This is a genomic window from Curtobacterium sp. L1-20 (assembly GCF_048755855.1).
Taxonomy (GTDB): Bacteria; Actinomycetota; Actinomycetes; order Actinomycetales; family Microbacteriaceae; genus Curtobacterium.
Window position 1 is genome coordinate 201,131 of record NZ_CP151473.1, and the last position, 13,494, is coordinate 214,624.

Consider the following 13,494-nt stretch of genomic DNA (forward strand, 5'->3'; position numbering starts at 1 on the left):
TTAGCCGATCCGCTCGGCGCGGCCGAAGATGCCCTGCGGCCGGAACAGCAGGATGAGGATGAGGATCACGAGTGCCGTGGCGTACTTGAAGTCGCCCGGCAGGACGAGGTTGGTGAGCTCGACGACGATGCCGATGATCATCGACCCCGCGAGTGCCCCGTAGGCCGTCCCGAGGCCACCGAGGGTGACCGAGGCGAACATGAGCAGGAGCAGCTGGAGACCGGTCTGCCAGTTGACGCCGTTGAGGACGAGGCCGAGCATGACGCCCGAGAGCCCGGCGAGACCGGCGGCGAGCGTCCACACGAAGCGGATCACCCGGTCGACGTCGATGCCGGACGCGGCTGCCAGCGCCGGGTTGTCCGAGACCGCACGGGTGGCCCGGCCGAAGCGCGTCTTCGCGAGGAAGAGGCCGGTGCCGACGAGGACCACGAGGGCGATCGCCATCGCGACGTACGACTGCACGGTGAGGGTGAGCCCGGCGAAGGTCACCGTCTGCGGGTTGCCCTGCTGGATGCGGACCGTCGAGGCGCCGAAGAAGTACTGGAACGCGTACTGGGCGGCGATCGACAGACCGATCGTGACGATCATGAGCTGCGTCAGGCTGATCCGTCGACGCCGGAGCGGTCGCCAGATCGCGGCGTCCTGCAGGTAGCCGGTCGCCGCGCAGAGGAGCGTGACGACGATGCCGGTCAGCCAGATGTTCCACCCGAGCTGGTTCGCGAACACGTAGGCGAGGAGACCGCCGAGCGTGACCTGCTCACCGTGCGAGAAGCTCGACAGGCCGGTCGTGCCGTAGATGAGCGAGAGGCCGACCGACGCCAGGGCGATGAGCAACCCGAGCCGGATGCCGGACGCGAACTGCTGCCAGGCGCGGCCCGGGGTGACGCTCGTGCTGTCGTCCGAGGTCGTCGCGCCCTTCTGGTCCGACAGCTGGAAGATCTGACCGGAGTTCGCGTTGAGCGACGCGGTGACGGTGCGCTCGGCGTCCGCCGCGTTCGTCAGGTACTGCCCCTTCGGCAGGCTGTCCTGGTCGACGCTCACGGTGTAGCGGCCGGCCTGCTCGACGCGGACCGCCCAGCGGCCGGTGTCGGTGGTCGTCGCGGTCTGGGCGAAGCCCCCCGGACCGGTGACGTCCACGTCGACGCCCTCCGCCGGCTTCCGCTCGGAGTCGAGGATGGTGCCCTGGATGCAGCCGTTGGTCGGGCTGACCGTGCAGGGCTGCGTGCTGGCCGGAGCCGAGCTGCTGGTCGCGGATGGACTGCTCGTCGCCGCGTCGGCCGCGGGCGACACTGCCCAGTCGATCGCGAAGGTGGCGAGGAAAGCGAGGAAGAGTACTGCGGCGAGCACCAGGCGGCTGCGGCCTGGCGCCCCACGGCGGAGTCGACGCACCAGCGCTGACCCCGGCGGAGTGATGGAACCCACGGATGAGCCTCTCGTTCGGATAGGGGGACCATAGGGAGTTTTTGTGTCCCCCGTGTTTCCACCTCGTCTCGCGCACAAATCGTGCTGCAACCGTGACCGATCCGCATGATTCCGGCCGTCCGGCCGGTGCAGCGCCTGCGAGCACCCTCATCTGGCCCCTCGCCGGAATGGCGCGCGCGACGCGCGCGTTACCATCGACCATCGGGAACCCGACGACGTGCCCCGGTGCCCACCACTTCACCTCGCCCACGAAGGGGACCCATGGACCAGCCGGATCCGTTCGGATTCATCGGACTCACCTACGACGACGTCATGCTCCTGCCCGGGCACACCGACGTCATCCCGAGCGAGGCGTCCACCACGTCCCGGCTCACCAAGCGGATCTCGGTCAACGTGCCGCTGCTCTCCGCCGCCATGGACACCGTGACCGAGGCCCGGATGGCGATCGCGATGGCGCGCCAGGGCGGGATCGGCATCCTCCACCGCAACATGTCCATCGAGGACCAGGCGGCCTACGTCGACAAGGTGAAGCGCTCCGAGTCGGGCATGATCACCAACCCCGTCACGACTCGCCCCGACGCCACCGTCGCCGAGGTGGACGCCCTGTGCGGCCAGTTCCGCGTCTCCGGTCTGCCGGTCGTCGAGGAGGACGGCACGCTCGTCGGCATCATCACCAACCGGGACATGCGGTTCGTCGCACCGTTCGAGATGGGCTCGACGCTCGTCCGCGACGTCATGACGAAGGCCCCGCTCATCACCGCTCCCGAGGGCATCGACCCCGAGGAAGCGATCGCGATCTTCGCGCAGCACAAGATCGAGAAGCTGCCGCTGGTCGACGCCGACGGCAAGCTCCGCGGCCTGATCACGGTGAAGGACTTCGACAAGAGCGAGAAGTACCCGGACGCCACGAAGGACGACGAGGGCCGCCTGCGCGTCGGTGCCGCGATCGGCTTCTTCGGCGACGCCTGGCAGCGCGCCGAGGCCCTGCTCGAGGCCGGCGTCGACGTGCTCGTGGTCGACACCGCGAACGGCGAGAGCGAGGGCGTGCTCGACATGGTCCGTCGCCTCAAGGCCGACCCGCGGTTCGCCGGCGTGGACGTCATCGGCGGCAACGTCGCGACCCGGCAGGGCGCACAGGCGCTCATCGACGCCGGCGTGGACGCCGTGAAGGTCGGCGTCGGTCCCGGCTCGATCTGCACGACCCGCGTGGTCGCCGGCGTCGGTGTCCCGCAGGTCACCGCCGTCTACGAGGCCTCCCTCGCGGCACGCGAGGCCGGCGTGCCGGTCATCGCCGACGGCGGCCTGCAGTACTCGGGCGACATCGCGAAGGCGCTCGTCGCCGGAGCCGACACCGTCATGCTCGGCTCGCTCCTCGCCGGCACCGACGAGTCCCCGGGCGAGCTCGTGTTCGTCGGCGGCAAGCAGTACAAGGCGTACCGGGGGATGGGCTCCCTCGGCGCGCTGCAGACCCGCGGCGAGAAGACCTCGTACTCGAAGGACCGCTACTTCCAGGCCGACGTCCCCTCCGACGAGAAGCTCATCCCCGAGGGCATCGAGGGACAGGTGCCCTACCGCGGCTCGGTCGCCAACGCGGTGTACCAGCTCGTCGGCGGCCTGCGGCAGTCGATGTTCTACGTCGGCGGTCGGACCGTCCCGGAGCTCAAGGCCCGCGGCAAGTTCGTCCGCATCACGGCTGCGGGGCTCAAGGAGTCCCACCCGCACGACATCAAGATGGTCGTCGAGGCGCCGAACTACCGCGGCTGATCCGCACGCACCGACGGAGCGCCCCGCTCCCGGCTCGACCGGGACGGGGCGCTCCGTCGTTCCAGGGCTGCGGGCGAGGCGTCGCGGCCTACGCGCTCCGCCAGTCGTCGGAGGTGATGTGCGAGCCGCCGTGCGGCCCCATCTGCAGCATCCCGCCGTCGACGGGCAGCGAGACGCCCGTGATGTACGACGACGCCGGCGACGCCAGGAACGCGACCGCGGCGGCGATCTCCCACGCGTTGCCGGGTCGACCGAGCGGAATCCCCGGTCGGTCGATGGTGTGCGGGTCCTCGTCCTCGGCGCCGGTCATGCGCGTGGCGATCTCGCCCGGCGCGACGGCGTTCGCCGTGATCCCGTGCTCGGCGAGCTCGATCGCGATCGTCTTGAGCAGGCCGCCGAGACCGTGCTTCGCGGCGTCGTAGGCGCTCGACCCGTAGCGGGGCTGGTGCTCGTGCACGCTCGTGATGCCGATGACGCGGCCACCGGTGCCCTGGGCGACCATCCGCCGTGCCGCTGCCTGGATGGTGACGAAGGCACCGTCGAGGTCGGTCGCGACGGTGTGGCGCCACTGGTCGAGCGTGAGGTCGAGGAACGGCGCGTTGTCACCGGTACCGGCGTCGGCCACGATCACGTCGACCCCGCCGAGCTGCTCGGCGAGCCGGTCGATCACGGCGCCGGCCTCGTCGAGGCGCGTGACGTCGATCTGCTCGACGAAGACGCGGCGGCCGGCGTCGCGGACCTCGGCGGCGGTCTGCTCGGCGCGGTCGGGCTCGGACAGGTAGGTGATGCCGACGTCCATGCCGGCGGCGGCGAGGGCGACGGCGGTCGCGCGGCCGATACCGGACTCGGCGCCGGTGACGATCGCGCGCGTGGGACGGAAGGTGGTGGTCGAGGACGGTTCGCTCATGTCCGGGGACCGTACGCCCGCGGTTCCGCGCCGGACGTCAGACTCCGCGCGCAGCGGTCAGGCGGCGTACGGCGGCAGGTCGACCGTCCGGACGGACTCCTCATCAGGGGTTCCGTACGTCCACTCAGATTAGTCACGGGTGTGTAACGAAACGTCCAGGGGTGGATCCTGGACACACACGTGAAACACATCGGCCCTAGTTTTCTCGGCATCCCACGTGGAGGAGACCGCGCTCGACCCGATGCGGTCGACGCCTCCGCGCAGAGAAAGGGCTCCACGGATGATCAGAACCACCCGTGCCACCACGGCACTGGCGGTGGCGGGAGCGGCAGCGCTCCTCCTCGCCGCCTGTTCCACCACCTCCGGCGGCTCCTCGCCGTCCTCGTCCGCCTCGGGCGGCGCGAAGAAGGACCCGGCCGCCAGCTGCAAGGCCCCCGACACCCCCAGCACGGACGCGCTGAAGATCGGCACGATCCTCCCGCTGACCGGCTCGCTCGCGTACCTCAACCCGCCGGCCGAGTCCGGCGTCGGGCTCGCGGTGCAGGACATCAACGCCGCCGGCGGTGTCCTCGACAAGGACGTCACGATCGACCCGGCCACCGACTCGGGCGACAGCAACGACATGACCGTGTCGAGCTCGGCCGCGACGAAGCTCGTCAACGCCAAGGTCCCGGTCGTGATCGGTGCCGAGTCCTCCAGCGTCACGCTGAACGTGATCGACCAGCTCACGAGCAACTGCATCGTCCAGGTCTCCCCCGCCAACACGGCGTCCGACCTGTCCGGCTACTCGTCGTACTACTACCGGACCGCTCCGCCGGACTCGGTGCAGGGTTCGGCGCTCGGTCAGCTCGTCACCGGTGACGGCAACGCCAAGGTCGCGTTCCTCGTCTTCAACGACACGTACGGCACGGGTCTCCGCAACACGGTCCAGAAGGCCGTCGAGGACTCCGGCGGACAGGTCGTCTACGGCGCCAAGGGCAAGGGCCAGGAGTTCCCGCCCGGCCAGACGACGTTCTCGTCCGAGGTGACCGCGGCCCTGGCCTCGAAGCCGGACGCCATCGTCGTCCTCGCCTTCGACGAGACGAAGTCGATCATCCCCGAGCTCGTCTCGCAGGGCTGGGACACCTCGAAGATCTACATGTCGGACGGCAACACGGCCGACTACTCGAAGGACTTCGACAAGGGCACCCTGACCGGCGCGCAGGGCACGATCCCCGGCGCATCCCCGAAGGACGCCTTCAAAAAGCAGCTCGCCGACTACTACAAGCAGTCCTCCGGCAAGGACCTCGCCGACTACTCGTACGCGGCGGAGTCCTACGACGCCACCGTCCTCGCCGCGCTCGCTGCGGTGCAGGGCAAGGGCACGGACTCGGGCACCATCCAGGCCAACATGGCGAAGGTGTCCGGAGCCGACGGCGGCACGGAGTGCTCGACGTTCAAGGACTGCAAGGACCTCCTCGGCAAGGGCGAGAAGATCCACTACACGGGCCCGTCGGGCATCGGCCCGTTCGACGACAACAACGACCCGTCGAGCGCCTTCATCGGCATCTACAAGTTCGACGGCGACAACAAGCCCGTCTACCAGAGCGCCATCCAGGGCTCGGTGAAGAAGTAACCGACCAGCGATCGCTGATCAGGAGCGCCCCGCGGCCCAGCCGCGGGGCGCTTCCGCGTCCCGGCGACCACCGGCCTGGAGGCCACCGGCCTGGAGGCGCGGCGCGGCCCCGTCAGACCGGCTCGGCAGCCGCCGGTGCGGACGCCCGGCGCCGCGCGGCCCGCGCCGCCGCGAACGAGTCCACGGTCAGGATGACCAGCGCCACCCAGACGATGCCGAAGCCGAACCAGCGTCCGCCCGACATCGGCTCGTGCTGCACGACCACGCCGACGAGCAGCTGCATGATCGGCGCGAGGTACTGCGTCAGCCCGAGCGTCGACAGGCTCACCCGCCGCGCCGACGACGCGAAGAGCAGCAGCGGCACCGCCGTCGCCGGTCCGGTCAGCACCGTCACCAGGACGTGCACCCAGCCCTCCGTCGTGAACGTCACACCGCCGCCGAGGCCCGTGACACCGAGCACCACGAGGGCGACGACCGCGATCGGCAGCAGCCAGACGGTCTCGATCGTCAGACCGCTCAGGGCGTCCACCGTGCCGCCGACCCGCTTCTTCACGAGCCCGTACAGGCCGAACGAGAACGCCAGCGCGAGCGAGATCCACGGCATGCGGCCGTACCCGACGGCGATGACCACGACGGCCACCACACTGATGGCGACCGCGGTCCACTGCGCGGGACGGAGTCGCTCACGGAGCACGACCACCCCGAGCGCGATCGTCACGAGCGGGTTGATGAAGTACCCGAGGGCGGCCTCGACCGTGTGGCCCGTGGTCGTGGCTGCGACGTACACCGTCCAGTTCACCAGGATGAGGACCGCGGCCAGCCCCATCACGAGCATCACCCGCCGCTGCGCCATGAGCGTCCGGGTGCGGAGCCACGACCGGGTCACCGCGATGGCGACGGCGCAGAACGCGAGCCCGAAGACGATGCGCCAGGCGACGATCTCGAACGCGCCGGCCGGGGCCATCGCCGCGAAGAGCAGCGGCATGAGCCCCCACAGCCCGTACGCCACGATCCCCTGGACGACACCGACGGATGCCTCGCTGCGGGCCGGACGCGCCGGACTCGGTTCACTCACGGAACCATCCTAGGAAGCCGCGCCGACGCTGCAGGGGTGCACCGCGCCTCCCGGCTGCCCGGAGGCGGGCGCGCGGAGACGGGCCGTCCCGGTGCGTGTCAGGGACCGGTGCCGGCACCCAGGGTGAAGCCGGCCCGGTGGGCGTGGTCGACCGCAGCGCTCCGGGACGACACACCGAGCTTGCGGTACAGGCGTCGGGTCATCGTCTTGAGGGTGTTCGGACTGATGAACAACGTCCGCGCGATCTGCTCCGCCGTCCGGTCCGTGGCGAGGAGCGCGAGGATGTCGTTCTCGCGCTGGGTGAGACCAGGGAGGTCCCGTCGGAACGATGCGACCCGGGTGGCGCGCTGTGTGTCACTGCCGGAGAGGTCGACGAGGCGGACGAGGCTGTCCGGGTCGATGCAGTCGTAGGTGGTGTGCAGGCGTTGGTGCTGGATGAGCGCGTCTGCCCGTTGGAACGCGTGGACGGCCGTGTCCGTGTACCCGAGCGCGAGTGCAGCGGCCGACTGGACGAGCAGCGCGCTCGCCTGCAGGCGCGGATCCGCTCCGGCCTCGGCGGCCTCGGCGATGGGCCGGATGAGGGCCAGGGCGTCGTGGTGCCGACCCTCGGCGTAGGCGACGCCTGCTGCGACCGCTCGGTCGGAGTGGGAGACGTCGACGAGCTCGCCGGTGCCCTCCGGGATGCGGCCCCGGAGGATCATGACGCGGACCCGCGCGACCCGCAGGAACCGCCCCGTGGCGCCCGGTGAGGTGACCGCCGCGGGATGGCGCTGGACGTGGTCGGCGAGACTGGACTCCACGATCGCGGCCGCGGCGACGTTGTGGGCGAGGAAGGCGCGCACGAAGAGACCCGCCGCCCAGTACTCGCCGATCCCGACGTCCTCCGCCTTCGTCAGCATGGCGTCCGCGCCGACGACGTCGTCGCGGTCGGCGAGCAGGAGTCCCTCGGCCAGGTGCAGCGGGGCGTCGTAGCGCTCCTCGACCACACCCGTGGCGTGCGCCCGCCGGACCCACTCCTCGGACCGGTCCGTGCGTCCCCGTTCGGCGTACCACCACGCGGCTGATCCCGCAGCGCGTCGCGCCACGTGCGGCTGCCCGGTCGCGAGGGCGAGTTCGTAGACCTCCTCGTACGCGCCGCGGGCGCGGGGCGAGTCGGCTGCGTCGAACGAGCGAGCCCACTGCATGCGGAGGTGCGCGAGCGAGGTGCCGATCGGCGCGACCACCGGCGCCGGTGCCGCTCCGAGTTCGCGGAGCGCTGCCTCCGCGATCCGTGCGGCCTCGATCGGCTCGTCGCGGACGCGCGCGGCGGCCGAGTCGTTGGTCAGCATGATCAACCGCGGGAGCAGGCCGTCGGCGGTCGCCGCGGGGCCGTGCTGCATGGCGAGGTGCACCCGGCGCGGGTCCCCACCGACGGCCACGTGCTCGAGGTAGTTCGTCGCGACGATCAGGCCGGGGTTCCGCAGGAAGGCGTCCGCGGGGAGCGCCTTGACCGCCGCGAGCAACTGCACCGGGTCGGTGGTCGCGAGTCGATCCCAGTGCTGCTCCACCAGGGCGGCCGCGGCTTCCCACCCTGCTGACCGGATCGTCGTCACGACCTCGTCGGCCAACGCGCCCGCGCTCACCGCGACACGGTCTTCTGCGAACACATGTTGTTCAGATTGCAACACATTGCGCAAACTGTCCACGCGTTGCCATTGCCCCGAGCGTGCCCCCCGCCTGCGGGTGGCGCCAGGAGGACGAGGTGTGTCCGAGGGTGACATCGGTGCTCGTCGGGGTGAATCGAGCCGTCCTGCCTTCTTCGAAGACTCTTCACACGTGAAACTCAGCTTCTGAGTGGTCCCGAGCGGCCCCGATCAGGGGGACCGTGCGCGCTGGGCTCGTACTGGGAGGAAGACCTGTGTCTGCACGTCCGAAAGAACTGACAGCGACGAGGTGGGGTGGGCTCCGACGCCTCGTCGCAGGGGTGGCGTTGACAGCGCTCGCTGTCGGTGGCCTGTCCGCCATCGTGCTCACCACGCCCAAGCCCGCCGACGCCGTCCCCGGCAACCCCGGGACGCCGTCAGCCGGTACGACTGTGTACGCGGAGGACTTCCAGAACGTCCCGAACGCGACCACGGTGCAGACGCTGACGCAGTACACCGGTGACACCGGCCAGAAGTACACGGCGAACACCGCCTGGCTGACATTCTGCAACGGCTTGATCGCGTCGCAGTCGCAGTCCCCGACGAACGCTTCCGCAGTCGCTGCCTGCGCGAACCAGAGCAACGGTGCGAACGGCCAGCTGAACTGGAACACCGCGCAACAGCTCTCCTACGCACTCGGTGTCAGCGCCGGGCAGACCCCGGCACAGGCACAGGGCAACTACGCCGACACGGCCTACACCGCCGCTTCCCCCGGAGCCGGCCTCGTGGAGTTCCAGACGGCTTCGAACATCCCGTTCACCGCCAGCAACCGGTTCATCACCTTCAGCGTCGACGCCGCAGCGGTGAACTGCGCGACCGCAGCGCACCCGCTGCTGCAGTTCCAGCTGCTCAACAGCGGCGGCACCGCGAGCAACGTGGGCAGCCAGATCGACGCCTGTTCGTCGACCAAGACCGTCGCGGTCCCGGCCTTCGGAGCGCAGAACGCGCTCACGGCGAACGTCGGTACGTACACCTCGAACGGCGCGCAGCTGTTCTCGGGTTCGTCCATCGGCGTCCGGATGCTCAACAACCAGGGCACGGGCGCCGGCAACGACCACGCGATCGACAACATCAAGATCCTCGACGTCACCCCGCAGCTGGACAAGTCGTTCAGCCCCGCGACGGTCCCGACCGGAGGCATCTCGACGTTGACCTTCACGGTCACGAACACCAGCGAGCTCGCGGCGAAGAACGGCTGGTCCTTCACCGACGAGCTCCCCGCCGGCCTCACGATCGCGAACCCGAACGCTGCGGCGACGACCTGCGCCGCCGGCCAGGTCACCGCGGCTGCCGGCTCCGACAGCGTCGCCGTCACGGGCAACCTCAACGCCGGTCAGGCGTCCTGCACGGTGAGCGTCAGCGTCACCTCGCCGACGGCCGGCTCCTTCACGAACGGCCCCGGCAACGTCACCGAGACCGGGCTCAACCCGCCCGGAGACACGACGGTCACCTTCGTGGACCCGACCATCCCGACGGTGCTCTGCACCACCGACCCGGTGATCTTCAACACCGGCTACAACCAGACCACGGACGGCCAGGCCGCCAACGGCACCGCCGACGCACGCTGGACGGTCGCTGGCGGTATCGACGGCTTCAACCACTCTGACACCGCGATCTCCGGTCCGGGGACGATTGCGCTCCCGCCTGCAGGAGCGACGTTCGGTCCGGCGTACGCGGGCAAGGTGAACAACCTGTGGGCTAACTCGCAGTCGGGGCAGTCGCAGTGGATCTCGGCAAACTACGTCGCGCCGACCAACGGGCAGAACCAGACCACCGGTGGTGGCGACTGGTACTACCGCTACCAGTTCAACCTCGACCCGCAGGTCGACCCGGCGACGTTCCAGCTGGACATGAAGTGGCTGGCGGACAACACTGTCGCTGGCGTCTGGGTGAACAACCAGCCGCAGAGCGGCGCTAACCTGCCGCAGAACACCACCAACCCGTACCAGTACGCCGGTTTCGATGCAGCGAACGCTGCCAGTACGCAGATGGCTGGTGACTTCAAGACGGGCCTGAACACGATCCTCGTGCAGGTCCAGAGCAACTACCCGGCCGAGGGATTCGATGCCGAGGTCACCTCGACCGCGCTGTGCCCGGACCCGACACTGACGATCGCGAAGACGGCTGAGAACGCCACGTCGGGTGACAACTCGACGCCGCTGAAGGTCGGCGACGAGGTCAACTACACGGTCACCGCGAAGAACACCGCGAACGTGCCGTTCACGGCCGACGACCCGGCGAAGATCACGGACGACATGTCCGACGTGGTCGATGACGCGACGCTCGACGAGTCGTCGCTGAAGGCGACCGTCGGCGGGCAGACCGTCGCCGCCCCGATGTTCGATTCGCCGAACCTGTCCTGGTCGGGTCCCCTCGAGGCAGGCCAGACGGTGACCCTGACCTACACGGTCACGTACACCGGTGGCGGCAACAGCACCCTGGTGAACAACGCCTGCGTTCCCGAGGGCAGCCAGACGACCGGCACCCAGCGGTGCGCTTCGACGGAGCTCCCCGCGCCCGACATCCGTGACTGGAAGACCGTTGAAGCCTCGTCCAAGCCGCTCGCTGCGGGTTCGACGCTGACCTACACGCTCCACTTCGAGAACACCGGCGCCACCACCGGTCCGGTGGACAAGGTCGACGACCTCTCGCAGGTCCTCGACGACGCCACGGTGACCACGGAGCCGACCACGGCGACGGGTCCCCTGTCGGCGACCCGGAACGGTGACACGATCGCCGTGACCGGGAACCTGCCGGCCGGTGCGACCTCGACGATCACCTACACGGTGACGCTCAAGGCCGACGGGCAGCGCGGGGACAACATCGCCGCGAACTACCTCCTCGACCCGGGGCAGAACCCGCCGACGAAGTGTGTGCCGACGGACGAGCAGCGTCCGGACTGCACCAGCAACGCGATCCCGGAGCTGGTCGTCGGGAAGACCGTCGACCCGAAGTCGGGCTCCACGGTCTCGGCCGGTCAGGTCCTGACCTACACGCTGACGTTCGACAACAGCAAGGGTGCCGCGGCCGCGCCGGTCACCGGCTACTCGGACGACCTGTCGAAGGTCCTCGACGACGCCACCGTGACCACGCAGCCGACGACCGCCATGGACTCCCTCACGGTCGGCGCGATCGCGAACGGTTCGTTCCCGGTCACGGGTACGGTTCCCGCCGGGAAGGTCGGCACGGTCACGTACGAGGTGACGGTGAAGGCGAACGGGCAGCGCGGCGACGACGAGCTCGACAACTCCTTCATCCGCCCGAACGGTCCGCCGGTCGAGACGCACAACCCGGTGCAGTCGTACTCGGTCACCAAGACCGCGTCGACGCCGAACGTGCACCCGGGTGACACCGTCACCTACACGGTCACCGTGACGAACACCGGCAAGGCCGCGTACACGGCCGACGAGCCGGCGTCCATCGAGGACGACCTCTCGAAGGTCCTCGACGACGCCACCTACGTGGCTGGCTCGGCGACCAACGGCGCCGAGGTGTCGGGGACGACGCTGACCTGGTCGGGTCCGCTCGCAGTCGGCGCGAAGGAGACCATCACCTACGAGGTGCTGGCCGGCCCCGCGGGCACCGGTGACGGCACGCTCACCAACGTGGTGACCCCGACCGGCAACGGTGGCGGCTGCGACCCGGAGGACTCCTGCACGACGAGCACCCCGCTGCAGGCGTACACGGTGAAGAAGACCTCCGACGCGACCAAGGTCACGCCGGGCGAGAAGGTCACCTACACGATCACCGTGACCAACACCGGCAAGGACGCGTACACCGCAGCCGACCCGGCAACGTTCACCGACGACATGTCGAAGGTCCTCGACGACGCCACCTACAACGGTGACGCCACGAACGGGGCAACCTACGCGGCACCGACGCTGTCCTGGTCGGGTGCCCTGGCAGCCGGTCAGACGGTCACGGTGACGTACTCGGTGACGGTCAACGACCCGGACACCGGGGACAAGATCCTCGACAACGCCGTGGTCACCCCGCCCGACGGCGGCTGCCCGACGGCGACATCCGACAACCCGGACTGCCGTTCGGTGATTCCGTCCGGGTCTTACACGGTCACCAAGACCGCGGACACGAAGACCGTCACCCCCGGCGGGAAGGTCGCCTACACGGTCACCGTGAAGAACACCGGCAAGGCTGACTACACGTCCGAGAAGCCGGCGTCGTTCCGCGACGACCTGACCAACGTGCTCGACGACGCCGAGTACAACGGCGACGCCACGCAGGGCGCGAAGGTCACCGGGAACACCCTCACCTGGGCGGGCCCGCTGAAGGTCGGCCAGACGGTCAAGGTCACCTACTCCGTCACGGTGAAGGACCCCGACACCGGGAACCTGAACCTCGTCAACGCGGTCGCCCCGACCGGTGACGGCGGCGACTGCGACCCGGACGGCTCGTGCATCACGCACACGCCGGTGAAGGCGTTCACGGTCACCAAGACCGTCTCGACCACCGACGCCGTCAAGCCGGGCACGAAGGTCGGCTACACGGTCACGGTGAAGAACACCGGCGCGGTCGCGTTCACCGCCGCGGACCCGGCGTCCTTCACGGACGACATGTCCAACGTGCTCGACGACGCCACCTACAACAGCGACGCCACCCACGGTGCCACACTGCAGGGGACGACGCTGACCTGGTCGGGTCCGCTCGAGGTCGGTCGGACGATCGAGGTGACGTACTCCGTCACCGTCAAGCCCGTCGGCTCCGGCAACGGCCGGCTGATCAACACGGTCGACCCGGCCGTCGACGGGTCGTGTGACCCCGCGGGCAGCTGCGAGACCGGAACCCCGATCCGCGGTGGGGCGGTTCCGCCGACGCCGATCATCCCGGGACTGGCGTTCACCGGTACCGAGCTCGTCGGCCCAGGCATCGGTCTGGCGCTCCTGCTCCTCGCCCTCGGCGGCGGGCTGCTGATCGTCCGACGCCGCCGCCAGGACGGTGACGAGACCGACAACGCCTGATGAGCCCGTGGTCCGGCCGTGCACACGCCCTGATCGGTGTGCGGCCGGGCCAC

The 13,494-nt window shown here is 69.7% G+C and carries 7 protein-coding genes; 3 read left to right on the forward strand and 4 right to left on the reverse strand.

All coding sequences use genetic code 11. The features are described 5' to 3' along the window. Positions 1 to 1,422, reverse strand: a complete 1,422-nt coding sequence (locus AAEP86_RS02405; protein ID WP_420368973.1) for a branched-chain amino acid ABC transporter permease — start codon at positions 1,420 to 1,422, stop codon at positions 1 to 3. Positions 1,423 to 1,683: 261 nt separating this feature from the next. On the opposite strand from AAEP86_RS02405, the gene guaB reads away from it, so the two are divergent. Next, positions 1,684 to 3,186 carry an IMP dehydrogenase gene (gene guaB / locus AAEP86_RS02410; protein ID WP_420368974.1) on the forward strand — a complete coding sequence of 501 codons (1,503 nt, stop codon included), beginning with the start codon at positions 1,684 to 1,686 and terminating at the stop codon, positions 3,184 to 3,186. An 88-nt stretch (positions 3,187 to 3,274) separates the two neighbouring features. Here guaB and AAEP86_RS02415 read toward each other — a convergent pair whose 3' ends face one another. Continuing rightward, positions 3,275 to 4,093, reverse strand: coding sequence for an SDR family oxidoreductase (locus AAEP86_RS02415; RefSeq protein WP_420368975.1), 819 nt, complete (start codon positions 4,091 to 4,093; stop codon positions 3,275 to 3,277). A gap of 280 nt (positions 4,094 to 4,373) precedes the next feature. Here AAEP86_RS02415 and AAEP86_RS02420 point away from each other — a divergent pair, with 280 nt between their 5' ends. Next, a complete protein-coding gene (locus AAEP86_RS02420) occupies positions 4,374 to 5,708 on the forward strand; it encodes an ABC transporter substrate-binding protein (RefSeq protein WP_420368976.1) in 1,335 nt (444 codons plus the stop codon). 112 nt (positions 5,709 to 5,820) lie between these two features. Here AAEP86_RS02420 and rarD read toward each other — a convergent pair whose 3' ends face one another. Then, a complete protein-coding gene (gene rarD / locus AAEP86_RS02425; protein WP_420368977.1) occupies positions 5,821 to 6,783 on the reverse strand; it encodes an EamA family transporter RarD in 963 nt (320 codons plus the stop codon). Between the two features lie 98 nt (positions 6,784 to 6,881). Continuing rightward, on the reverse strand, positions 6,882 to 8,405 hold the full coding sequence (locus AAEP86_RS02430) for a LuxR C-terminal-related transcriptional regulator (protein ID WP_420368978.1): 1,524 nt from the start codon (positions 8,403 to 8,405) through the stop codon (positions 6,882 to 6,884). Positions 8,406 to 8,752: 347 nt separating this feature from the next. Here AAEP86_RS02430 and AAEP86_RS02435 point away from each other — a divergent pair, with 347 nt between their 5' ends. Further along, entirely contained in the window at positions 8,753 to 13,441 is a 4,689-nt protein-coding gene (locus AAEP86_RS02435) for a hypothetical protein (RefSeq protein WP_420368979.1), read from the forward strand. Positions 13,442 to 13,494 lie beyond the last annotated feature (53 nt).